Source organism: Desulfosporosinus acidiphilus SJ4 (assembly GCF_000255115.2).
GTDB classification, from domain to species: Bacteria; Bacillota; Desulfitobacteriia; order Desulfitobacteriales; family Desulfitobacteriaceae; genus Desulfosporosinus; species Desulfosporosinus acidiphilus.
Genome location: NC_018068.1, coordinates 4,890,164 through 4,911,133, shown reverse-complemented (window position 1 = coordinate 4,911,133; position 20,970 = coordinate 4,890,164). Strand labels below are relative to the sequence as shown.

Sequence of the window (20,970 nt, the reverse complement as noted above, 5' to 3'; positions counted from 1 at the left end):
TGAAGACGATCAGGATGTCAAAGGCCAAGGGCAGAAGACAGGTCACCAATTAATCTATAGTTAGAGGAGTGGTACAGGAATCTAAATGTGAAATTTGGAATTTTGTTATCAGGAATCTTCAAGCGGCAAAAAAATACTTTAACAATGGAAGAGATTAAAACTAAGGGAAAGATAATGGAGGAATAAGAGTGAAAAAAAACAAAGGCAAAGTATTATTAGGTATCGCAGTCTTAATGTTAGGTTTGGTCTCGGGCTGCGGCAGCACTACAGCTTCCAAAGATTCAGGGAATATTAAAATTGGCGGAGATCTGGAATTATCGGGCAATGTAGCTACATTCGGACAATCCGTATTAAACGCAGTCAATTTAGCTTTTGAAGATCAAAATAAAAAGGGCGGTGTTTTAGGGAAACAGATCCAGTTCATCACTGCCGACAACAAATCAGATGCCGGGGAGTCAACATCCGCAATCACGAAACTAATCACACAAGATAACGTGGTCGCTGTTCTTGGCGCAGTGACAAGCTCAAACACAAAGGCTGCGGTGCCTGTTGCCACCGATAATAAAATTCCTCTAATTACGCCGACGGCAACCAATGCTGAGGTAACAGTCAATAAAGATGGTTCTTTAAATTCTTGGGTCTTTAGAAGTTGCTTCTTAGATCCATTCCAAGGAAAAGTTGCTGCAAACTTTGTCCTGAATACACTTAAAGTCAAAAACGCAGCAGTTTTCATCGACCAGAAAGATGATTACTCGAAAGGTTTAGCGGCAGAATTCAGTAAAGATATCAAAGCTGGCGGCGGAACAATTACTGACACGGAAAATTATGTTGGTGGAGATAAGGATTTTAAAGCAACCCTTACGAGAATAAAAGCGAGCAATCCGGACGTTGTCTTTGTTCCCGGATATTATAATGAAGTGGGATTAATTGTTAAACAAGGACGAGAACTTGGTATTACTGTACCCTTCGTTGGAGGAGATGGCTGGGATTCAGCTAAATTACCCGAACTTGCAGGTGCTGCGAATCTAAATAATACGTATTTTGTCAATCATATGTGGGCTGATGATCCTGCTACCAAACCATTTGTTGAAGCATATAAAGCGAAATACAATACGGAACCGGACGCTCTGGCGGCTTTAGGTTATGATGCTGCCGAAATGTTAATATCCGCCATTAAAACTGCAGGGAGTACAAATGCAGAGAAAATCCGCACTGCTCTAGAAAATACAAAAGATTTCAAAGGAGTAACGGGAGTAATATCCGTTGATCCTAAAACTCACAACCCAGTGAAGAGCGCAGTTATCATTAAAATGGTTGACGGCAAAAAGACATTATTAACCCACGTTAATCCATAATTCGAAATATTCGATAATCAAAATTTATCATAGTACAGAATACATCTTGACTAAATCTTATACAAAAGTTAAAATGTTTTTACAGAGTTAAGTAAGCTTTTAGGAGTTGCTTAGTTTAATAAGAAAAGAATATTAAGGCAAAGAAGCCCCAGTCACTGAGATATACTTTGACTGGGGCTTTTAATAAAAGGTTGGGAGGGGGCGTGGACAAATACATAAAAACAGCCAATAGACAAATATAGTTATGCTGAGGAGGAGAAGAAGTGAAAAGACTAAACAAGGTATTTTCAATGGGACTGGCAGCATTGCTGAGCGTATCTTTGATTGCAGGATGCGGAACAACTCAGAAGGCTGCTACGAGTGATTCGAGCGGACCTATTAAGATCGGTGGCAATTTAGAGTTAACTGGCGGGACGGCTATGTTCGGTCAAGCAGCTCAAAATGCTATTAACCTGGCCTTTGACCAACAAAATGCCAAGGGCGGTGTTCTGGGCAAACAATTAACCCTGGTTGCTGCCGATAATAAATCAGATGCCGGAGAATCAACCTCTGCCGTCACTAAGTTGGTTACCCAAGATAAAGTTGTGGCCGTTATTGGTTCAATGACAAGTTCCGTAACTTTGGCTGCTGTGCCTGTAGTAACTGATAACAAAATTCCAATGATTTCGCCGAGCGGTACGAATGCCAAGGTTACTGTTGACCCGGCAACCGGGCAAGTTCGTCCCTGGATTTTCCGGGCCTGTTTTATTGACCCGTTCCAGGGTCAAGTGGCCGCGAATTTTGCTCTTAATACATTAAAGGCAAAGACAGCTGCAGTTATTATTGACCAAAAAAGTGATTACTCTAAGGGCTTGGCAGATGCTTTTGTAACGAACTTTAAGAAGGGGAATGGACAGATCGTTGAAACTGAACAATATGTTGCAGGCAGTGATAAAGATTTTCGTTCCATCTTAACTCGTATCAAAGCGCAGAACCCCGATATGGTTTGGTTACCCGGCTATTATCAAGAAGTGGGCCTGATTGTTAAACAAGCTCGTGAGTTAGGCATGAACATGCCATTTATGGGCGGAGACGGATGGGATGATCCGCAGCTCTTTAATATCGGCGGCAATGATGCCTTGAACAATACCTACTATGTTGATCACGTAGCGACAGACGATCCCGGCATGGCCACATTTGTTAAAGATTATAAGGCGAAGTTTAACAGCGAACCTAATGCTATGGCAGCTCTGGGCTACGATGCAGCTAACCTTCTCATCAAAGCAATTAGTGATGCTAAAAGTACAGATCCTGAAAAAATCCGCACAGCTTTAGAGAATATGAAAGGATTTCAAGGAGTCGGCGGGGAGATTACCATCGATCCAAAAACTCACAATCCAGTAAAGAGTGCCGTTATCAAAGAAAACAAAAATGGAAAATCTGTTTTCTTGACAAGGGTTGCTCCCTAAGAGAGATATGAGTAGCAAAGCTACCAAAAAATGAACAAAGACCATCCCGTGGTAAGAGGGAGGGGTATGATTTCACCCTCTCTCTTCTAATTGGGAAGGTTAGCAGAAAAGGGAGTGAGTATATGGGGAGTAGTATTATAAGAGAAGTTTTTCAACAAATTGTCAACGGTCTGTCGTTAGGAAGTATCTACGCGCTGATCGCCTTAGGATATACCATGGTCTACGGTATTGTAAAATTGATCAATTTTGCCCATGGAGACGTTATGATGGTGGGAGCTTATGCGGGATGGTATGCGACAACAGTTTTGCACCTACCTTTTTTGCCGGCATTACTTCTCGCAATGATTACTTGTGCAATTTTGGGCGTTATTATTGAGCGTATTGCCTATAAGCCCTTGCGCAACGCTTCTCGAATCGCAGCCTTAATTACGGCCATTGGGGTATCCTTGTTTCTGGAGTATGGCGGCATGCTGGTTGTAACAGCACAAGTACGCACTTATCCGCCGGTTTTTCCGGAAACAATTTATAATATAGGCGGCGTAGTTTTTAAATATGGCGATGTCGTCATGATAGTAACCTCTGTCGTTCTTATGGCCTTGCTTCACTTTATTGTCCAATTCACAAAAATGGGAAAAGCTATGAGAGCTGTTTCCTATAATAAAGATGCCGCCTTGTTAATGGGCATCAATACCAATAATATTATTTCTTTTACCTTTGCAATCGGCTCAGCTTTAGCCGCTGCGGCTGGTGTTTTAATGGGCGTTTATTTTAACACGATTGATCCACTTATGGGAATTATTCCAGGCTTAAAAGCATTCGTAGCAGCAGTATTAGGCGGAATTGGAATTATTCCCGGTGCCATGGTCGGAGGCTTAGTGTTAGGTTTGGTAGAATCGATTGTGAGTGGCTTTGGAGCTTCAACATGGCGGGATGCCGTTGCCTTTCTCATCCTGATTCTTGTCCTTATTATTAAACCAAGCGGTCTATTTGGTAAAAATGTACGTGAGAAAGTGTAGGTGAGAAAAATGAGCAACTGGTTCAACCGCAAAAATATAGTTGCCCTTGTGGCGATCGCTATTATTTACGCCGTTGTACAAGGATTAATAGTGGTTGATATAATGCCGCCTTTCTTTAAGTTAACGTTAATCCTTATATGTATCTATATTATTCTCTCAACAAGCTTAAATTTAATTAACGGTATTACAGGACAGTTTTCAATTGGTCACGCAGGATTTATGGCCGTAGGTGCCTATATATCAGCGATTGTTACGGCAATACACCATGGCCCTTTGGTTTTGGGACTTCTGGCTGGGGCGATCGTGGCAGGAATAGCCGGCATATTAGTTGGTCTGCCAACCCTCCGTCTTAACGGAGATTATCTGGCGATTGCTACTTTGGGATTTGGTGAAATTGTGCGGATTATTTTCTTAAATACCGACTATGTGGGCGGAGCAGCAGGGTTTACTCTGCCAAGCAAAATAACTTGGACATGGGCCTACTTTTTGATGGTTATCAGCGTTATTTTAATTAAGAACTTTGTTAATTCCACTCATGGACGTGCGTGTATCTCTGTTCGTGAAAATGAGATCGCTGCGGAATCTATGGGTGTCAACACGACGAAATATAAGGTTATGGCTTTTACCATGGGAGCTTTTTTTGCCGGACTGGCAGGTGGAATTTACGCTAATTACATGTATATTATTCAACCTATGACGTTCTCCTTTTTGAAGTCTTTCGATATCTTAGTTATGGTTGTTCTGGGAGGGTTAGGAAGTATAACAGGCGGTATTGTCGGTGCTATTGTTATGACTTTAGTGTCGGCATTCTTGTCTAGCTTCCCTGAATGGCGGCTTGTAATTACCGCAATATTATTAATTGTCATGATGATTTTCAGACCTACAGGATTAATGGGAACAAAGGAATTCAGCTTAAGTTTCTTGGGAAAGAAGGGTGAAAAGAATGCCTCTTCTAAAAATTGATAATCTATCCAAGGCCTTCGGTGGACTAAAGGCTGTTTCAGAATTAAATATTGAGATTAATGAGGGTGAGCTCATTGGTCTCATTGGTCCAAACGGTGCAGGCAAAACGACGGTCTTTAATCTTCTCACCGGGGTTTATGATAAAACAGAAGGAGACATTCTTTTTCAAGGGAAAAGCATCTGTGGGCTTAAACCCTATCAAGTAACTTCCCGAGGAATGGCTCGAACTTTCCAAAATATTCGTCTGTTCAGTGATATGAGTGTTATTGAAAATGTCAAGATAGCTTATCATCAGCGCACAGCCTATACTACCATGAGTGCATTGTTTCGTTTGCCTGGTTTCTATTCAGGTGAAAAGGAAATGCAGAACAAAGCCATGGAATTGCTTAAAATATTTCATCTCGAAGATAAAGCAAACGAAACAGCCAAGAACTTACCTTATGGTGAACAGCGCCGTCTGGAAATTGCCCGGGCCTTAGCCACGGAACCAAAACTGCTGTTACTTGACGAACCTGCTGCAGGAATGAATCCTCAGGAAACACAGGAACTCATGAATTTGATTCGCTGGATTAGAGACCATTTTAAACTGACCATTCTTCTTATTGAACACGATATGTCCTTAGTCATGGGGGTTTGTGAACGTATTTATGTTTTGGACTATGGTATGATTATTGCTCATGGTGTACCTGAGCAAATTAAACAGAATCCGAAAGTTATTGAGGCCTATTTAGGGGAGGAGGTTGTCTGATGCTGGTACTAGAAGATGTAAACGTTTTTTATGGTGCCATTCATGCCCTCAAAGGGATCTCCTTCCGAGTTGATCAGGGAGAAATTGTCACCCTAATTGGTTCAAATGGTGCAGGAAAAAGTACAAGTCTCAAAACAATTTCAGGGCTGCTGCGTCCGAAGTCCGGGAAAATGACGTTTAATGGGGAGAACTTAGCCGTAGTCCCACCGCAAACGATTGTAGCCAAGGGAATTTCTCAAGTACCTGAAGGAAGGCTTGTTTTTGCTAATATGACGGTTATTGAAAATTTGGAAATGGGAGCATATTTGCGCAAAGATAAAGCAGAAATTAAGAAAGACCTTCAACGCGTGTACGAGTTATTCCCCAGACTTAAGGAGCGGAGCAGCCAACTTTCAGGAACGCTGTCAGGCGGAGAACAGCAAATGCTGGCTATGGGACGGGCACTTATGTCCAAGCCGCAGCTTCTATTGCTGGATGAACCTTCTATGGGATTAGCCCCAATTTTAGTGAAACAGATATTTTCCATTATTAAAGAAATTAATGAAAGCGGAACGACTATTTTGTTGGTTGAGCAAAATGCTCATATGGCTCTTTCGATAGCCAATCGGGCTTATGTTCTCGAAACAGGAAAGATTGTTATTTCAGGTGATGCCAAGGAATTGGCAGCCAGTGAAGAAATTCGTAAGGCCTATTTAGGAGGTTAAAGGCATAATCTTTATAAGTTTAAAGATAGTGCGGTAGGCGGATAATCCCAATAAAAACCAGGGTTTTAGCAAAGATCAAGGTTAAATAGAAAGGGGTAAAGAAAAATGTTTGTTCGCCAATTTATGACTACCCAAGTTTTTACGGCTTCTCCTGATGAATCCATTGCGGATGCGATGGCTCTCATGCGTGAGAAAAAGATTGACCGGCTGCCGGTTGTGGAAAAGGGAACGTTGGTAGGTTTCGTGACCGACGGAGACCTTCGGGAAGTATCACCGTCTCCGGCAACAACCCTCAGTATTTTTGAACTTAATTATCTTGTAGCGAAAACACCCATTCGGGAAATTGCCATTAAAAAGGTTATTACTTGCCACCCGGATATGGGCATTGAAGATGCAGCCTTGTTAATGAGGGAACATAAAATTGGCGGCCTGCCTGTTTTGGAAGACGATAAACTCGTGGGAATTATTACAGGTTATGATATTTTAGATGCCTTTCTGGATATTATGGGTTCGCGCAGTCCCGGCAAACGATTTGTTATTGAAAGGAAAGACGCGAAGGGTATTTTGCTGGATATTGCAACAACGTTTAAGCAATTTGATACGAATGTTTCCAGCTTCGCTTTTTATCATCTCAAGGAAAACAAAGTTCAGTTATTAGCACATCTTCAAGGAGAACAATTGTCTGAGGTGAAAAGCTCTTTAGAGGAAAAAGGATATACAATACGCTAAGGCCAACTTAGAACGCAAATAACGTTGTAAAGAAAAGCCGGCTCATAACAATCAGGGTTGCTGCTCTAAGAACTCCATGGTTCCAAGAGCGGCAACCCTTCATTACCTTTAAAGAAGACTTAGCTCGTTCTCGCAAAGACACTGTCTTCGCACGAATTTTCCCTTCTTGCAGCCTCAGGTTAGAATGTAAACGAACGTTAAACATTTTAATAGTACTAGAACTGCTGCCCCTTAAGAATCCCCTGGCAGCGCATAAGTACGTTATACACCATTTATTAGACGTATTATGAACTTTATAATCCTAAAAATAGTTACCCCCAAAAACCATAATAGAGTTAGGATAATCAAAACTTCACAGATAAATTTTAAGGCTGGGATTACAGCAGCCAGAAGAACTAAAAAAAATAAAAGGCCAAATAAAAGCGTTACATCTTTAAGCACTGGATTTGCAGATGGTTTAGGTTTTCTTTTTTCCATAGTACCCCCCTTTTCTTACAGTACATAAAAATTTTAAATAGATAATTTCGAACATAGCTTACATATTTTACATCTTCGGAAATGAACCTTCTAAAATTTTATGTCGTCTAACCTGATATTTATATCTTTTTGCGTCGAGAAGAGATTTACTGTAACACTCCCTGATTATGTCCATGATCTGGGGGATTTTGAATAAATGCAAAGACTCTATTCACCATTTCTTGGATAAGATAGAAGAAGCACTTCCATATTGTCAATGAATGTGTTAAAATTACTGACATTAGTGGGGATGGATGGTGGCTGGTGCTGCTCCCGGACTTCAAATCCGCGTGTCGGGACGCAGAACGTTCCGAGGTGTGTTCGATTCGCACGCATCCCCGCCATATAAAGTTTGTAAGATTCGAACATAAAAATAAATAATAATCCTGACCACTGGTAAAAAAGCCTGGATACTAAGATTGAACCTAAGAAATTTAAACGTTTTAAAGATGAGGCAGCGAAAAGCTGTCTTTTTATACTATTAGAAAGTATAACGTTTGGTTGTATTACTTCAAGAAGAGTTAATACCTGCGAAGACAGTGTCTTCGGGCGCCTGCCAGTTTTTCTATAAGCATTATAGGTCTGTTCTTAGCAAGAGACAAGAGGAGGATTTTTACTTCTGAGAATAGAATAGGGTATAGATGAATCTATTTGAAAAATGAGATGTTTAATGATTTAAGGAGGGGGGGTTGTATGAATCTAATTGATATCCTTATCTTAGGTTTTATCTTATTCGGTGCTTTAAATGGTTATCGGAAAGGACTTATAACTAGCATTATAAGTATTATAAGTTATTTAGTGGGTTTTATGGTTGCATCGCGGGAATATTCACCTTTTCTTCAATGGGCAGAAAAGTATTTTCCGCTGCATCAATGGCTAGAGCCCATTGTTTATAAAACGCTCCTTCCCCTGATTCAGCTAAAGGCATCAACCCTAGAACAGCAAGTTTTAGGAAATATTCTAGGTGCTTTACCGGAAGAATGGCGAAGCGTCTTTGCTTCAGTTAATGTCTCAGGCCAACAAATGACACAAACGATAGAACAGGTCACACAACGGTTAGCAGGAGTGTTTACAGACCGTTTACTCAGTCTTACTGCCTTTGCTATAGTTTTTTATGGTATTGTACTTTTAGTTCAACTATTTATGGCCCTCTTATTAAAACCCTTGGGGAGTTGGGGCAGCTCGATGAACCGGGGAGGAGGCCTTTTTTTGGGTGCTTTGAGTTCAATTATAGGTTTGTCGGTTTTTGCCGGCCTGATTTCTCCACTTATAAAAATGGGCTTTGGCAGCAGCTTTACTGCTCTTTTGCAAAATTCAGCGTCATTTCCCTATTTGCTGAAAATCTTCAATGAAATGGATCAGGCCTTTTCAACTCAACTTAGTCAAAAATTGATCGAACCACTCATAAAAGAAAAGGGAACTTGGTTTTAATACATAAATTATATAGTGAAGATAAAAACTTAGGATAATAGGTTTTAATCGAATATTTATATCTATAAAATATTTATTCCTATTATAATGAAGTAATCAAGGAAAGTAAGGAGATATTGTGAGCATTCAAAAGAAAAATCTAGCTTGGGAAGAGTTGTTACTATCGGATCGAGAAAAGCAGATTCTAAAAGATTATTTGGCATTCCTCAGCGAAGGAAAAACAGAAAGAGAATCCTGGAAGATTTTGGAGCAATCTGCTGCAAATGCAGGTTTTAATCCGCTTTCGGAAACGAAAACTTTTTTGACTGGGCAAAAGGTTCGTTTGGGCGTGCGTAATAAAGCAGGTATTCTGGCGATTGCCGGTAAACGTCCGTTACAAGAAGGATTTCGCCTAGTTGCCGCTCATATCGATGCACCTCGCCTCGATTTAAAACCCCATCCTCTTTATGAAGATGAAGGACTTGCTTATTTGAAAACGCATTATTATGGCGGGATAAAAAAATACCAATGGACGGCACTGCCTCTGGCCATTCATGGCGTGGTGGTGTTAGCTGACGGACAGAAAAGGGAAATCGTCATTGGGGAGGATGATGATGATCCTATTTTTACAATTAATGATTTGTTGCCGCATTTAGCAAAGGACCAATATGATAAGAAATTACGTGAAGCAATCCCAGGGGAAGGTCTGAATCTATTGTTGGGTCACATCCCTGCCCAAAGGGAAGGAGACGAACGCGTTAAAAGCGCAATCCTCGATATCCTTAAGGAAAAATATGGGATGGAAGAGGAGGACTTTGTAAGCTCTGAATTTGAGATCGTCCCGGCGGGAAAAGCTCGTTGGGCGGGTATCGATAAAAGCTTTATTGCCGGTTACGGACAGGATGACCGAATCTGTTCCTTCGCAGCTTGGAAAGCGATAGAAGAAATCGAATCCCCTGAATGGACGACGGTTGTTCTTTTTGCCGATAAGGAGGAAATTGGGAGCGACTCTAATACGGGAATGAAAGCTCGTTATTTGGAAAACTTTATAGCCGAACTTCTTGCATTACAAACGGGCACATATAATGGACTCATGGTTCGGCGGTCTATGGCAAATAGTAAAGCTCTTTCTGCAGATGTTACGGCAGGGTTTGATCCAAACTTTGCTGAGGTAATGGACAAACGAAATGCTGCTTTTCTGGGGCGAGGTGTTGTTATTTGCAAATATACCGGAGCAAGAGGCAAAGCCGAGTCCAATGATGCCAACCCAGAATTTTTGGCGGAAGTTCGACGAATTTTTAACGAGAACAAGATCTCCTGGCAAACGGCGGAATTAGGTAAAGTTGACCAAGGAGGCGGAGGGACCATCGCCCAGTTCATGGCAGTTTACGGCATGGAGGTTTTAGATTGCGGTGTTGGTATTCTAAGCATGCATGCACCTTGGGAAATTTCCTCAACCGCAGATTTTGTTATGCTGATGCGAGGGTATCGGTCATTTCTATCCTCTCAATAAGTATAGACGGTTTCTTTTCTTGCATTTTGTATGTGCAAATAGAGATCATGCAAAAAGGACGATTTAACAATGAATGTCTCATGGTTCCCCAAAAACATAACATCCATGAATTGGCGAGAGTTAGAATTCCTTATCCTGAATAACTTGCTTTATATCGTTGAGCTTTTGATTCTTGCCCGTGTTACCTATAGTTTGCTCATTTACTTTCTCAGGCGTATGCTTGTGCAGAGAAAAGGAAAGATTCTTTTAGAAGAGCGTAAAGCAAATACCTTATTTTCTTTATTGCGAAGTATGTCCTTCTATCTTTTAACTTTTTTGGTTGCATTGCAAATTTTAAAGCATCTCTTTAACATTGGTTCGGGAAGCATAGTGGCTTCGGCAGGCGTTTTAGGTGTTGCCTTAGGCTTTGGGTCACAAAGTCTTGTTAAAGACATGATCAGCGGTTTTTTTATTCTATTTGAAAATCAATTTTCTGTAGGTGATTATGTTAAAATAGGTGAGTTTATTGGTACTGTTGAGGAGACTGGAGTTCGGACAACTCATCTAAGGGCTTGGGGCGGAGAATTGCATATTATTCCCAATGGAAGTATAACTGCAGTTACTAACTACAGCAGAGGAAAAATGTTAGCCAATGTGGAAATTCAGATACCCTATGAAGAAGATCTGGAACGGGCTATGGATGTGATACGAGCAGTTTGTGAGGAAGTTACTGTTGAATTTGGCGAAAAAATTGTGGAGGCTCCTACAGTTCAGGGGATAACTCAATTTGGAGAGCGAAATGTAGTATTGAGAGTGATTGCCTTCACGAAGCCTGACGAGCAGTGGGGGTTAGAGAGAGAACTGCGGCGCAGAATTCACAGCGCATTTTTAAAAGAAGGAATTCAAACGCCTCGTTTTCAAAGCGTTATTATTACTGATCCTACCAGGTACACGGCAAACGAACCAGACACTTCATCATCAACAAAGGTCTAAGCTTCGAAAGGTATCTTAATAACTTAGAGATTATCCAGCTTTCAAGACCCCACTTCTAAAAGTGGTTGTGGGTAATGTTTTTGTTTTACAGTGGTTTCGGATTTATAAAATCACAAATTATTAATTACTAATTATAATTTTATGTTGCATTGAATTTGGTCTTTGGGAATTATAAAACTAATATAACGATTAAATTATGTGTAGCCAGCGAAAGAACTGAAAGAAATATAAACCTCGCAGCCTAACTTGGGAGGAGATAATTAACCATGGTTCAATTAAATGTGGGGGATATAGTTCGCTTAAGAAAGCCTCATCCTTGCGGAAGCTCAGAGTGGAAAATTATGAGAACCGGTATGGATTTTCGAATTCAGTGCATAGGCTGCCAACATCAAGCCTGGATTCCGCGGATTAAGCTTGAACGTAATATTAAAGAGATTCTTCAAAGAGCTGAGGAAGACTAAAGAGGAGGTCAATCATGACATTACATGCAGGAATTGTCGGTTTGCCGAATGTAGGGAAATCGACGTTGTTTAATGCGATTACCCAAGCAGGTGCTGAGGCCGCCAACTACCCTTTTTGTACAATAGATCCAAATGTCGGTATGGTAGAAGTTCCGGATCTTCGTCTGCAAAAACTTGCGGATATGGTTCATCCTAAGAAAATTGTACCTGCCACCGTTGAATTTGTTGATATTGCCGGATTGGTTAAAGGAGCAAGCAAGGGAGAAGGGCTTGGGAACAAGTTTCTGTCTCATATTCGAGAAGTAGATGCGATTGTACATGTTGTTCGTTGTTTTGAAGACCCTAATGTAGTTCATGTTGAGGGGTCAATTGATCCAAAACGTGACATTGAGACGATTGATCTTGAATTGATCCTTGCGGATATGGAAAGTATTGAGAGACGTTCGGAACGCACGAATAAACTTCTAAAAATGGGAGACAAGAAAGCCGGAGCAGAAGCTGAGCTTCTCAATCGTCTAAAAGATACGTTTAATCAGGGAAAAGGCGCACGTGCATTAACTTTTTCAGACGAAGAACGTGAAATCCTTAAAGGATTTTCACTTTTGACCTTAAAACCTATAGTCTATGTTGCCAATGTACGTGAAGACGGCTTAGCCACAGCGGAAGATAATCCTTACGTTCAGCAGGTTCGAGCAATTGCGGCCGCAGAAGGGGCAGAAGTTGTTGTAGTCTGTGCTCAGATAGAGGCAGAAATAGCAGAACTTGAAGCAGAAGAAAAGGAAGTTTTCTTACAAGATTTAGGATTAGAGGAATCTGGCTTAGACCAACTGATCCGGGTATCATTCCATCTCCTTGGACTTATGACGTTTTTTACTTCCGGACCAATGGAAGTAAAAGCGTGGACAATTTATCAGGGAACGAAGGCACCTCAAGCTGCGGGGGTGATTCATACGGATTTTGAACGGGGGTTTATACGAGCTGAAGTGGTTTCTTACGAGGATTTTGTAGAAAATGACGGCTTGAATGGTGCTCGAGATAAAGGGTTAGTACGTTTGGAAGGAAAAGATTATATAATGCGTAACGGCGATATCGTTCATTTCCGGTTTAATGTTTAATAATAGTTGCCTTTTAGAGGACAAAATGATATAATCTTGTATTGGTAATCAAATATCCCTGCTCCATTAGATGGGGCCGTTAGTCCGGGGGGAGGTGCAAATATGAAAGCGTACGAAATACTTTATATTATCCGGCCAGATATGGATGAGGAAGCTACGAATGCACTCGTTGACCGTTTAAGTGGACTTGCTGCCAGCAATGGCGGGCAAAACGTAACGGTTGATAAATGGGGCAAACGCCGCTTGGCCTATGAAATCAACGATTACAAAGAAGGCCAATATGTCCTCATGAATTTTGAAGCCGAAGGAAAAACATCTCAGGAAATTGAACGGGTTATGAAAATTTCCGACGATGTCATTCGCTTTTTAACCGTTAAAAAAGATGATTAAAAGGGCGGTGGGGCAACCATGTTAAATAAAGTCGTTTTAATTGGCCGTTTAACTAAAGACCCCGAATTGCGTTATACCCCTACGGGGGTTGCCGTAACCAACTTTACATTGGCAATTGATCGCAATTTCAAAAATGCTCAGGGAGAACGGGATACGGACTTTATACCTTGCGTTGTTTATCGTCAACTCGCCGAGTTTACTGCTAATTATTTGGCAAAGGGAAAAATGGCTGCCGTGGATGGACGAATTCAAGTTCGTTCTTATTCAGCGCAAGATGGCCAAAAACGGTGGGTAACGGAGGTTATAGGAGAAAATGTTCATCTTCTAAGTCCAAAGGACAGCGGAGGACAAGACATGGCTGCTCAGACCGGAAATCGTTCCTTTGGGCATGAAGTTAATTTGGATGATGACATCCCATTCTAGATAGGGAAGGGAGATTTGTATGAAACGTGAACGTGGACGCCGCCCTCGCAAACGGGTGTGCAGTTTCTGTGTTGATAAAGTAGAATCTATGGATTACAAAGAGACACACAAACTTCGTAAGTATATTACGGAACGCGGTAAAATTTTACCCCGTCGAATTTCTGGGAACTGCGCTATGCATCAGCGCCAAGTGACCTTGGCCATCAAACGTGCTCGTAGCATTGCCTTGTTACCGTATAGTGTAGAATAGAAAAGGGAGCGAGAGCTCCCTTTTTGATTTTATTAAGTTCCTTGGGAGTATTTTCATTCTGGACAAGGGCAGGAAATTAACAGAGTTATCACGAATTGTATTTTGAAGAAATCCAGTTGGAGGAGGGGGCGGCCCTGGAAAATATTGAAGTAGATGTTGTAAAGGGCTTGAGGGCTATCGAAGAACTCAAAGTCAGTTTGATTCAGGCCCAATGGCTAATTCAACACGGGACGCTAAGCGGATCTGAAACTGAGATGCTTCAGGGTTTGGCGGATTTAGTCGGAATGAGTTATCTAATGGCGAGAAGGTTAGGTTTTGATTTTTCCCGTCTCGACCGTGTACTTTTACAACGTCTTGAGGAAATTAAAACTACAGATGAAATGAATCTTGAAAAGCAGTGGGGAGATTTAAGTTTACTCTTAAGTTATCTTGCACCTGAGGACTAAGTTAATAGGAGAATTGCAGGACATGTTTTTACGAGATGAAGTGGCTGTTAGCTATGTCGCCGGGGCCATTCTCTTAACGTTTCCCTGGTTGGGAATAGTATGGGGGACTTGGGGATTTTTTTGGTCGGTATTTGTGTTAATTGCGGTGTTCTTAATCGGGTTTCGTAAAGGGCTGCTAATTGCCTCAGTGCTTTCGGTAATTGGTTATGTGGTGCCATTAATTGTGTTTGGATCAACCCCATTGAGTCAAATGAGTTTTGTACCTTTAGCAGGCCTTCTTGGAGTTTATGGGTGGAAAAGGTGGCCGGTTCAGGTAACCTTTTTTTGGAGTTCAGTAATTGCTGCAATTTTAGGCGTGATACCCACGCTATTATTTGCAGGACAGGGAATAGATGCTAAATCTGTTACGGAAATTATTAATTCAATGGTTCAACAGTATAAAGCATCTGGCTTGTTAAGCGCAATGCAGCAACAAGGAATTAGTGAAGTGCAGCTGCGGCAGTTAATGCAAGAGGGAATTCAGTTTTATGTTATGATCCTCCCGACCTTTGCTGTACTGCAGGCCTTACTTGAGTATGCTTTTGTTTTCTACTTTTTTAGGCGATGGCTGAACCCGCAAGGAAGAATACCCTTTGCCCGTTGGAAGTTGCCTTGGTACGCTGTCTGGGGGGCTGTTTTGGGTATAGCTTTTTATCTTTTGGGGGATCAGTATTCTTGGGCTGCTCTTCGAGGACTGGGAATCAACTTAATGGTCATCTACGGGGCCGTGACACTGATTCTTGGAATTTCCGTTTACTCATATTTGCTTCGATCGCCTAAAATACCTCGATTTCTCAAATGGATCTTGATCTTAGCGAGCGTTATTTATTTTTATTTTAGTGTTTTAACAATTATATTGTTTGGACTTTTTGATCTGGTTTTTAATTTTCGTCGTTTACCCGAGGAATCATAAGGGGGAATTAATATGAAGGTCATTCTTCAAGCAGATGTAAAAGGAACAGGTAAAAAGGGACAGGTTTATGAAGTGGCGGATGGATACGCGCGAAACTTCCTGTTTCCTAAAAAGTTAGCCGTTGAAGCAACTACAGGAAATATTCAGGATATTTCTCATAAGAAAGCTGCAGAAGAACGCCGCAAGGAGAAAGAAAAAGAGGATGCTGTTGTTTTAGGAAACCAACTTAATGCTCTTCAGGTTGAAGTTCAGACTAAAACCGGTGAAGGCGGACGATTATTTGGCTCCGTGACCAGCAAAGAGATTGCCGAAGTGTTGAAAAAACAACACGGTATAGAAGTTGACAAGCGAAAACTTGAATTAAAAGACCCCATAAAAGCTTTGGGGAGTTATGAAGTTTCGGTTAAGATTCATCCTGAGGTGACAGCTAAGCTTCGAGTCCATGTTTCGGCAACCTAAGTTTAGGATTTCTTTGAGTCGTGGCGGCGAAGTTTGATCGCGTGAAAGGGGACCCCTGATGAAAGGGATTTTGACAAAATGGCTGAATCATAAGAATTTTGGAGACCGGTTACTTGACGAGGAAGAATGGGAACGAGAAGTTGAGGCTCTTTATAGTTTAATTTCTAATTATTATGGGACAGATAAGTTGGTGCTTAAGGCTACTAAGTTAGAAGCTTTGCCCTTGATGCGTTCTGAGAACCTTATAGACAGAGTCGCAGGGCTGCGAAAAATTGTGATGGATGATCCCACTGTTCAGGATCTTCCTCAAGCCCATGAGATACCAAAACTATTAGATGATATCGAAGATAAGATTGCGGAGCTAATTGCTCGTCGTTCTATTGAAGATCGTTTAGAACGGGTTGTCTCTGAGAAGATTCAAGAACGGCATGAGGATTATGTCAAAGAAATCAAGATTCAGGTTCTTCAGGAAACAGCTGGACCAGAAAATGCACAGACTCTAAAAAAACTGGCGATTCTCGAAAAGATGAATACGGTTTCTCTCAAGCGTACAGCTGCAGAGGTACTTCGCCCAAAAACAATTGAGGAAATCGTTGGTCAGGGAGCTGCTGTTCAAGCTCTGCTGGCCAAGTTGGCGACGCCCTATCCCCAGCATATTTTAATTTATGGCCCCCCGGGGGTTGGTAAAACTTCTGCTGCTCGTGTCGCTTTAGAGACTGTCAAGAATCATGTTAATTCTCCCTTTGCCAAAGAAGCTCCTTTTATAGAAGTTGATGGAACGACCCTGCGCTGGGATCCCAGAGATGTAACAAATCCTCTCATGGGCTCTGTTCATGATCCTATCTATCAGGGTTCGAAGCGAGATTTAGCAGATACGGGAGTGCCGGAGCCCAAAATGGGTTTGGTGAGTGATGCTCACGGCGGCATTCTATTTATCGATGAAATTGGAGAAATGGACCCCTTGCTTTTAAATAAATTACTGAAGGTCCTGGAAGATAAGCGAGTAACGTTTGATTCGTCCTATTATGATCCTAGTGATCCACAAGTGCCTCAGTGGATTAAAAAGCTCTTTGATGAAGGAGCACCGGCAGATTTTGTCCTCATAGGAGCTACCACTCGTGACCCTATGGAATTAAACCCTGCCTTGAGGTCTCGATGTTCCGAAGTTTTCTTCGTTCCTCTGGAACCGCAAGATGTCCAACACATAATCTGCCAAGCCGCTGAAAAACTTGGCGTTGTTCTTGAGGACAAAGTTCCTGAGATCATTAGTGAATATGTTATCGAGGGCAGAAAAGCGACGAGCATTTTGACGGATGCCTACGGTTTAGCAAGGTTCCGCAATACTGACCAGGAAGTCGTGCGCATTACCTGCGCTGATGTTCATGAAGTCCTGCGATCATCCCGTCTTACTCCCTATGTTTTTCGGAAGGCTCAGGCAAATCTGGAAATCGGCCGTATTTTGGGGCTGGGAGTCGCCGGCTTTTTAGGCTCAGTTTTGGAAATAGAAGCGATAACCTTTAAAAGCCAGGAAGATAAAGGGAGTGTACGTTTTAACGAAACGGCCGGCAGTATGGCAAGAGATGCTGTCTTTAATGCCACGGCAGTGATTCGCGAATTAACTGGAGAGAATCTTCGCAATTATGATGTTCATGTCAATGTAATTGGCGGAGCTAAAATAGATGGACCGTCGGCGGGGCTAGCTACGACATTGGCAATATACAGTGCTTTGAAGAAACGTCCTCTGCGTCAGGATGTAGCAGTGACTGGGGAAATTTCAATTCAGGGCAAAGTTAAACCTGTTGGGGGCATCTATGAAAAAATATTTGGTGCCAAACAGGCTGACGTGCGTAAAGTCTTAATTCCTCTGGAAAATATGGTGGATGTCCCTCAAAGCTTGCGCGGGATTGAAGTCATAGGGGTGGGTACCATTGAAGAGGCTATGAGACACATCTTTTAAGTGCCGAAGATTGTGAGTTACCGGGAGGAGAAGCAGATATGGAACTAATAAAAGTTCCACCGCAGAACTTAGAAGCTGAGCAGGCAGTCTTAGGGGCTATGATGCTTGAACCTGAATCCGGCAGTTCTGTTTTTGAATTACTTCAAGCCGATGATTTTTATCGGGATAATCATCGTTTGATTTTTGCAGCCATTCGTGAGCTCTTTGAAAAAGGAGCCCCTATCGACCTTGTAAGCGTTGCGGAAATCCTGCGCCAGCAGGGGCGATTAGATCAGGTTGGCGGTATTGCTACAATTTCTGAGATTGCCCGTTCGGTGCCGTCGGCAGCCAACGTAGAGTATTATTCCAGGATAGTTAGTGAAAAAGCGCTTTTGCGCCAGCTTATACAAGTGACCGGCAGCATTTTTGAACGGGGTTATGAACCCGGCGAAGAAGCGAAAACGCTTCTTGAAGAAGCGGAAAGGTTAATACTTGATCTCTCACGCAGACGAGTTAAAGATGGTTTTAGCATAATCAGGGATGTTCTTTTAGATACCTTCGAGAAAATCGAATATCTTTATGCTAATAAAGGAAATCTAACCGGGATTCCAACCTTTTTTACAGAGTTGGATCGAATGACTTCTGGATGGCAGCCCTCAGATCTGGTGATTATTGCTGCCCGTCCATCCATGGGTAAAACAGCATTGGTTTTAAACATGGCTCAAAACGCTGCAGTTCGGGGTAAAGTTCCCGTGGCGATTTTTAGTCTGGAAATGTCTAAAGAACAGTTAGTACAAAGAATGCTCTGTGGTGAGGCGATGGTTGATCAGCAGCGCGTCAGGACGGGCGATTTATTGGATGCAGATTGGCCAAAGCTGACCCGAGCGGTGGGACCTTTGTCTGAAGCCCCCATTTTTATTGACGATACCGTAGGAATTTCCTTAGCAGAGCTGCGTTCAAAGGCTCGGCGCCTAAAAACGGAGCATGATCTAGGCATGATTATTATTGACTATTTACAGTTGCTGTCTGTAGGAAAACGATCAGAAAGCCGACAACAAGAAGTTGCACAGATCTCGAGATCGCTTAAAGGGCTTGCACGGGAACTCAAAGTTCCGGTAATTGCCTTATCTCAGCTTAACCGGGGTGTGGAACAACGACAAGATAAACGCCCGATTATGTCCGACTTATTAGAGTCCGGAGCCATTGAGGCTGATGCCGATGTTATATCTTTCATTTATAGGGACGAATATTATAATCAGGAATCAGAAAAAAAGGGTATTGCAGAGTTAATCATAGCTAAGCATCGTAATGGTCCTGTGGGGACCGTAGAATTGGGTTTCTTGAAAGAATTTACTAAATTCGTAAATCTTGATCGTCAACACCAAGTGCAATAATAAGTTCCTTCTGTTCACTTTTCCGGACAGAAGGTTTTTTTGTACTATTGACGCCCCAGGCAATAAGTTTATTCTTGAGGGTGAAGCTGCCTTCCTTTGAGGTCTTTAGTATTCGGGGCAGTTTTCTCAGGGTCGGTTTTATACGTTCTTTACCAATCGCAGTGTGTATTGGCTGCAGAGTAAGGCTTAAGCATATGGATATTTATGTAATTATCTATCGAATATTATTCATGTATTCTTAATGAATGTTCGGTAATTGCATTGACAATAGCAGGGATGATTGTTAAGATGAGAGTGTTTGCGATGAAAAGTTCCTTCTCGGCGCGAATATAAATCTCTCTCGGAGGGGATACCTTGAAACATGAAGTTGATATCTTAATTATCGGAGCAGGGCCAGCCGGTATATTTACAGCGTTAGAGCTGTCTAAGCACAATAAAAACCTGAAAATTCTGATTGTAGACAGCGGGCGTACCATAGAAAAAAGAAAGTGTCCTGCTAGAACTACCGGAGTTTGTGCTGGGTGCAATCCTTGTTCCATCACCAGGGGCTGGTCTGGGGCAGGAGCTTTCAGTGACGGAAAATTATCCTTAAGTCCCGCCGTGGGCGGTCGTCTGACGGAATACATGAGGGAAGATCAAGCACAATCACTGATTGACTATGCGGACTCTATATACCGTCAATTTGGAGCTCAGGAAAGGGTCTATGGTCTGGATACTCGCCGGGTCGAGGAAATCCAATATGATGCATCCCGGCATAATATTCAATTAATTCATTGCCCCGTACGGCATTTAGGAACTGAGTTGGCCTATGAGGTTTTGAAAGGCATGTATCATCATTTAATGACCGAGACAAATACTGAATTCTGGGAACTTGCTGAAGTCAAAGATATTCTGGCAGATCCCTCAGGTGTCCAAGGGGCGGTCATTCAACGCCGTGATAAATCTGAGCTTGATGAAGTATCAGCACGCTATGTTGTTGCTGCACCCGGACGAGGGGGGGCTAACTGGCTTACTGCTCAAACTGTCCGTTTAGGAGTAGTCACTGAAAATAACGAGATCGATATCGGAGTTCGCGTAGAAGTTCCGAACTCGGTTATGGATCATTTGACAAAAGAGTTATATGAAGCAAAGCTCGTTTATTATTCAGATACGTTTGACCTTAAAACCAGGAGTTTCTGTGTCAATCCCGGAGGAGTTGTTTCTGAAGAACATTATGACGGCGGAATCGCAGTTGTGAATGGTCATAGTTATGCCGACGCTGCTAAAAAGACGAAAAACACGAATTTTGCTTTGTTGGTTTCCACTCATTTTACGGAACCCTTTAATCAACCCATTGAGTACGGACGATACATCGCTAGATTAGCTAATATGCTGACCGGCGGAGGAGTTATGGTTCAACGGTTAGGCGATCTTATTCAAGGGAGAAGAACAACAGACAGTCGTCTTCGCAAGTCGACAACGATCCCGACACTTTTATCAGCGGTGCCAGGGGATCTCAGTTATGTTCTGCCTGCAAGGTATTTGACGTCTTTAACTGAAACTCTCAGGGCATTCGATAAGATTGCTCCGGGGATGTATTCGAAAAATACGTTGCTTTATGGAGTTGAGGTAAAATTCTATTCTTCAAAGGTTAAAGTTAAGAACAATTTTGAAACAGCTATTCCTAATCTTTATACTATTGGAGACGGGGCTGGGATTACACGCGGATTGATGCAGGCCTCTGCAACAGGGATTGTCGTGGGGAGAGACATTGTATCTAAAGAATCATAA

The 20,970-nt window shown here is 42.0% G+C and carries 22 protein-coding genes and 1 tRNA gene; 22 read left to right on the top strand and 1 reads right to left on the bottom strand.

The window, feature by feature from the left end; all coding sequences use genetic code 11:
* Positions 1–188 precede the first annotated feature (188 nt).
* The 7 genes from DESACI_RS22445 to DESACI_RS22415 all read left to right on the top strand — a co-directional run bounded on the left by DESACI_RS22445 (position 189) and on the right by DESACI_RS22415 (position 6,963).
* The gene (locus tag DESACI_RS22445; RefSeq protein ID WP_014829517.1) at positions 189–1,355 is read left to right on the top strand and encodes an ABC transporter substrate-binding protein; all 1,167 of its coding nucleotides are present in this window, start codon (positions 189–191) and stop codon (positions 1,353–1,355) included.
* 263 nt (positions 1,356–1,618) lie between these two features.
* On the top strand, positions 1,619–2,803 hold the full coding sequence (locus DESACI_RS22440; protein ID WP_014829516.1) for an ABC transporter substrate-binding protein: 1,185 nt from the start codon (positions 1,619–1,621) through the stop codon (positions 2,801–2,803).
* Positions 2,804–2,925: 122 nt separating this feature from the next.
* Positions 2,926–3,819 carry a branched-chain amino acid ABC transporter permease gene (locus tag DESACI_RS22435; RefSeq protein WP_014829515.1) on the top strand — a complete coding sequence of 298 codons (894 nt, stop codon included), beginning with the start codon at positions 2,926–2,928 and terminating at the stop codon, positions 3,817–3,819.
* A gap of 9 nt (positions 3,820–3,828) precedes the next feature.
* Positions 3,829–4,782 (top strand): branched-chain amino acid ABC transporter permease, encoded by a 954-nt coding sequence (locus DESACI_RS22430; protein WP_014829514.1) that lies wholly within the window; start codon positions 3,829–3,831, stop codon positions 4,780–4,782.
* The gene (locus DESACI_RS22425) at positions 4,763–5,530 is read left to right on the top strand and encodes an ABC transporter ATP-binding protein (RefSeq protein WP_014829513.1); all 768 of its coding nucleotides are present in this window, start codon (positions 4,763–4,765) and stop codon (positions 5,528–5,530) included. The genes DESACI_RS22430 and DESACI_RS22425 overlap by 20 nt, the downstream gene beginning before the upstream one ends.
* The gene (locus DESACI_RS22420) at positions 5,530–6,234 is read left to right on the top strand and encodes an ABC transporter ATP-binding protein (RefSeq protein WP_014829512.1); all 705 of its coding nucleotides are present in this window, start codon (positions 5,530–5,532) and stop codon (positions 6,232–6,234) included. Before DESACI_RS22425 ends, DESACI_RS22420 begins: the two co-directional genes overlap by 1 nt.
* A gap of 105 nt (positions 6,235–6,339) precedes the next feature.
* The gene (locus DESACI_RS22415) at positions 6,340–6,963 is read left to right on the top strand and encodes a CBS domain-containing protein (RefSeq protein ID WP_014829511.1); all 624 of its coding nucleotides are present in this window, start codon (positions 6,340–6,342) and stop codon (positions 6,961–6,963) included.
* A 261-nt stretch (positions 6,964–7,224) separates the two neighbouring features.
* On the opposite strand, the gene DESACI_RS22410 is transcribed toward DESACI_RS22415, so the two are convergent.
* On the bottom strand, positions 7,225–7,440 hold the full coding sequence (locus DESACI_RS22410) for a hypothetical protein (RefSeq protein ID WP_014829510.1): 216 nt from the start codon (positions 7,438–7,440) through the stop codon (positions 7,225–7,227).
* Positions 7,441–7,725: 285 nt separating this feature from the next.
* Between DESACI_RS22410 and DESACI_RS24375 the strand changes: the two genes are divergently transcribed.
* From DESACI_RS24375 to DESACI_RS22340, 15 genes are all read left to right on the top strand, one after another.
* Positions 7,726–7,823, top strand: a tRNA-Sec gene (locus DESACI_RS24375).
* A gap of 349 nt (positions 7,824–8,172) precedes the next feature.
* Positions 8,173–8,910 (top strand): CvpA family protein, encoded by a 738-nt coding sequence (locus tag DESACI_RS22405; protein ID WP_014829509.1) that lies wholly within the window; start codon positions 8,173–8,175, stop codon positions 8,908–8,910.
* A gap of 118 nt (positions 8,911–9,028) precedes the next feature.
* Positions 9,029–10,402: an aminopeptidase gene (locus DESACI_RS22400; RefSeq protein ID WP_014829508.1), complete on the top strand. Its 1,374-nt coding sequence runs from the start codon at positions 9,029–9,031 to the stop codon at positions 10,400–10,402.
* Between the two features lie 69 nt (positions 10,403–10,471).
* Positions 10,472–11,374: a mechanosensitive ion channel family protein gene (locus tag DESACI_RS22395; RefSeq protein ID WP_014829507.1), complete on the top strand. Its 903-nt coding sequence runs from the start codon at positions 10,472–10,474 to the stop codon at positions 11,372–11,374.
* A 266-nt stretch (positions 11,375–11,640) separates the two neighbouring features.
* On the top strand, positions 11,641–11,835 hold the full coding sequence (locus DESACI_RS22390; RefSeq protein WP_014829506.1) for a DUF951 domain-containing protein: 195 nt from the start codon (positions 11,641–11,643) through the stop codon (positions 11,833–11,835).
* A 14-nt stretch (positions 11,836–11,849) separates the two neighbouring features.
* The gene (ychF, locus tag DESACI_RS22385) at positions 11,850–12,950 is read left to right on the top strand and encodes a redox-regulated ATPase YchF (RefSeq protein WP_014829505.1); all 1,101 of its coding nucleotides are present in this window, start codon (positions 11,850–11,852) and stop codon (positions 12,948–12,950) included.
* Between the two features lie 102 nt (positions 12,951–13,052).
* Positions 13,053–13,340 (top strand): 30S ribosomal protein S6, encoded by a 288-nt coding sequence (rpsF, locus tag DESACI_RS22380; protein WP_014829504.1) that lies wholly within the window; start codon positions 13,053–13,055, stop codon positions 13,338–13,340.
* 18 nt (positions 13,341–13,358) lie between these two features.
* Positions 13,359–13,763: a single-stranded DNA-binding protein gene (locus DESACI_RS22375; protein WP_014829503.1), complete on the top strand. Its 405-nt coding sequence runs from the start codon at positions 13,359–13,361 to the stop codon at positions 13,761–13,763.
* Between the two features lie 19 nt (positions 13,764–13,782).
* Positions 13,783–14,013: a 30S ribosomal protein S18 gene (gene rpsR, locus DESACI_RS22370; RefSeq protein WP_014829502.1), complete on the top strand. Its 231-nt coding sequence runs from the start codon at positions 13,783–13,785 to the stop codon at positions 14,011–14,013.
* 95 nt (positions 14,014–14,108) lie between these two features.
* Complete coding sequence (locus DESACI_RS22365) at positions 14,109–14,459, top strand: MazG-like family protein (protein WP_014829501.1); 351 nt, start codon at positions 14,109–14,111, stop codon at positions 14,457–14,459.
* 22 nt (positions 14,460–14,481) lie between these two features.
* Positions 14,482–15,411: a DUF2232 domain-containing protein gene (locus tag DESACI_RS22360; protein ID WP_014829500.1), complete on the top strand. Its 930-nt coding sequence runs from the start codon at positions 14,482–14,484 to the stop codon at positions 15,409–15,411.
* A gap of 12 nt (positions 15,412–15,423) precedes the next feature.
* Positions 15,424–15,870 carry a 50S ribosomal protein L9 gene (gene rplI / locus DESACI_RS22355; RefSeq protein WP_014829499.1) on the top strand — a complete coding sequence of 149 codons (447 nt, stop codon included), beginning with the start codon at positions 15,424–15,426 and terminating at the stop codon, positions 15,868–15,870.
* Between the two features lie 58 nt (positions 15,871–15,928).
* Entirely contained in the window at positions 15,929–17,827 is a 1,899-nt protein-coding gene (lonC, locus tag DESACI_RS22350; RefSeq protein WP_014829498.1) for a Lon family ATP-dependent protease, read from the top strand.
* A gap of 38 nt (positions 17,828–17,865) precedes the next feature.
* Positions 17,866–19,200 carry a replicative DNA helicase gene (gene dnaB, locus DESACI_RS22345; RefSeq protein ID WP_014829497.1) on the top strand — a complete coding sequence of 445 codons (1,335 nt, stop codon included), beginning with the start codon at positions 17,866–17,868 and terminating at the stop codon, positions 19,198–19,200.
* A gap of 354 nt (positions 19,201–19,554) precedes the next feature.
* Positions 19,555–20,970: an NAD(P)/FAD-dependent oxidoreductase gene (locus DESACI_RS22340; protein WP_014829496.1), complete on the top strand. Its 1,416-nt coding sequence runs from the start codon at positions 19,555–19,557 to the stop codon at positions 20,968–20,970.

Excerpts from the sequence above, each read along its gene's own strand:
- DESACI_RS22390 (WP_014829506.1), top strand. The coding sequence starts at position 11,641 with ATGGTTCAATTAAATGTGGGGGATATAGTTCGCTTAAGAAAGCCTCAT.
- DESACI_RS22420 (WP_014829512.1), top strand. The coding sequence starts at position 5,530 with ATGCTGGTACTAGAAGATGTAAACGTTTTTTATGGTGCCATTCATGCC.
- rpsF (WP_014829504.1), top strand. The coding sequence starts at position 13,053 with ATGAAAGCGTACGAAATACTTTATATTATCCGGCCAGATATGGATGAG.
- DESACI_RS22425 (WP_014829513.1), top strand. The coding sequence starts at position 4,763 with ATGCCTCTTCTAAAAATTGATAATCTATCCAAGGCCTTCGGTGGACTA.
- DESACI_RS22360 (WP_014829500.1), top strand. The coding sequence starts at position 14,482 with ATGTTTTTACGAGATGAAGTGGCTGTTAGCTATGTCGCCGGGGCCATT.
- rplI (WP_014829499.1), top strand. The coding sequence starts at position 15,424 with ATGAAGGTCATTCTTCAAGCAGATGTAAAAGGAACAGGTAAAAAGGGA.
- DESACI_RS22415 (WP_014829511.1), top strand. The coding sequence starts at position 6,340 with ATGTTTGTTCGCCAATTTATGACTACCCAAGTTTTTACGGCTTCTCCT.
- DESACI_RS22405 (WP_014829509.1), top strand. The coding sequence starts at position 8,173 with ATGAATCTAATTGATATCCTTATCTTAGGTTTTATCTTATTCGGTGCT.
- DESACI_RS22430 (WP_014829514.1), top strand. The coding sequence starts at position 3,829 with ATGAGCAACTGGTTCAACCGCAAAAATATAGTTGCCCTTGTGGCGATC.
- rpsR (WP_014829502.1), top strand. The coding sequence starts at position 13,783 with ATGAAACGTGAACGTGGACGCCGCCCTCGCAAACGGGTGTGCAGTTTC.
- ychF (WP_014829505.1), top strand. The coding sequence starts at position 11,850 with ATGACATTACATGCAGGAATTGTCGGTTTGCCGAATGTAGGGAAATCG.
- DESACI_RS22410 (WP_014829510.1), bottom strand. The coding sequence starts at position 7,440 with ATGGAAAAAAGAAAACCTAAACCATCTGCAAATCCAGTGCTTAAAGAT.
- dnaB (WP_014829497.1), top strand. The coding sequence starts at position 17,866 with ATGGAACTAATAAAAGTTCCACCGCAGAACTTAGAAGCTGAGCAGGCA.
- DESACI_RS22375 (WP_014829503.1), top strand. The coding sequence starts at position 13,359 with ATGTTAAATAAAGTCGTTTTAATTGGCCGTTTAACTAAAGACCCCGAA.
- DESACI_RS22395 (WP_014829507.1), top strand. The coding sequence starts at position 10,472 with ATGAATGTCTCATGGTTCCCCAAAAACATAACATCCATGAATTGGCGA.
- DESACI_RS22435 (WP_014829515.1), top strand. The coding sequence starts at position 2,926 with ATGGGGAGTAGTATTATAAGAGAAGTTTTTCAACAAATTGTCAACGGT.
- lonC (WP_014829498.1), top strand. The coding sequence starts at position 15,929 with ATGAAAGGGATTTTGACAAAATGGCTGAATCATAAGAATTTTGGAGAC.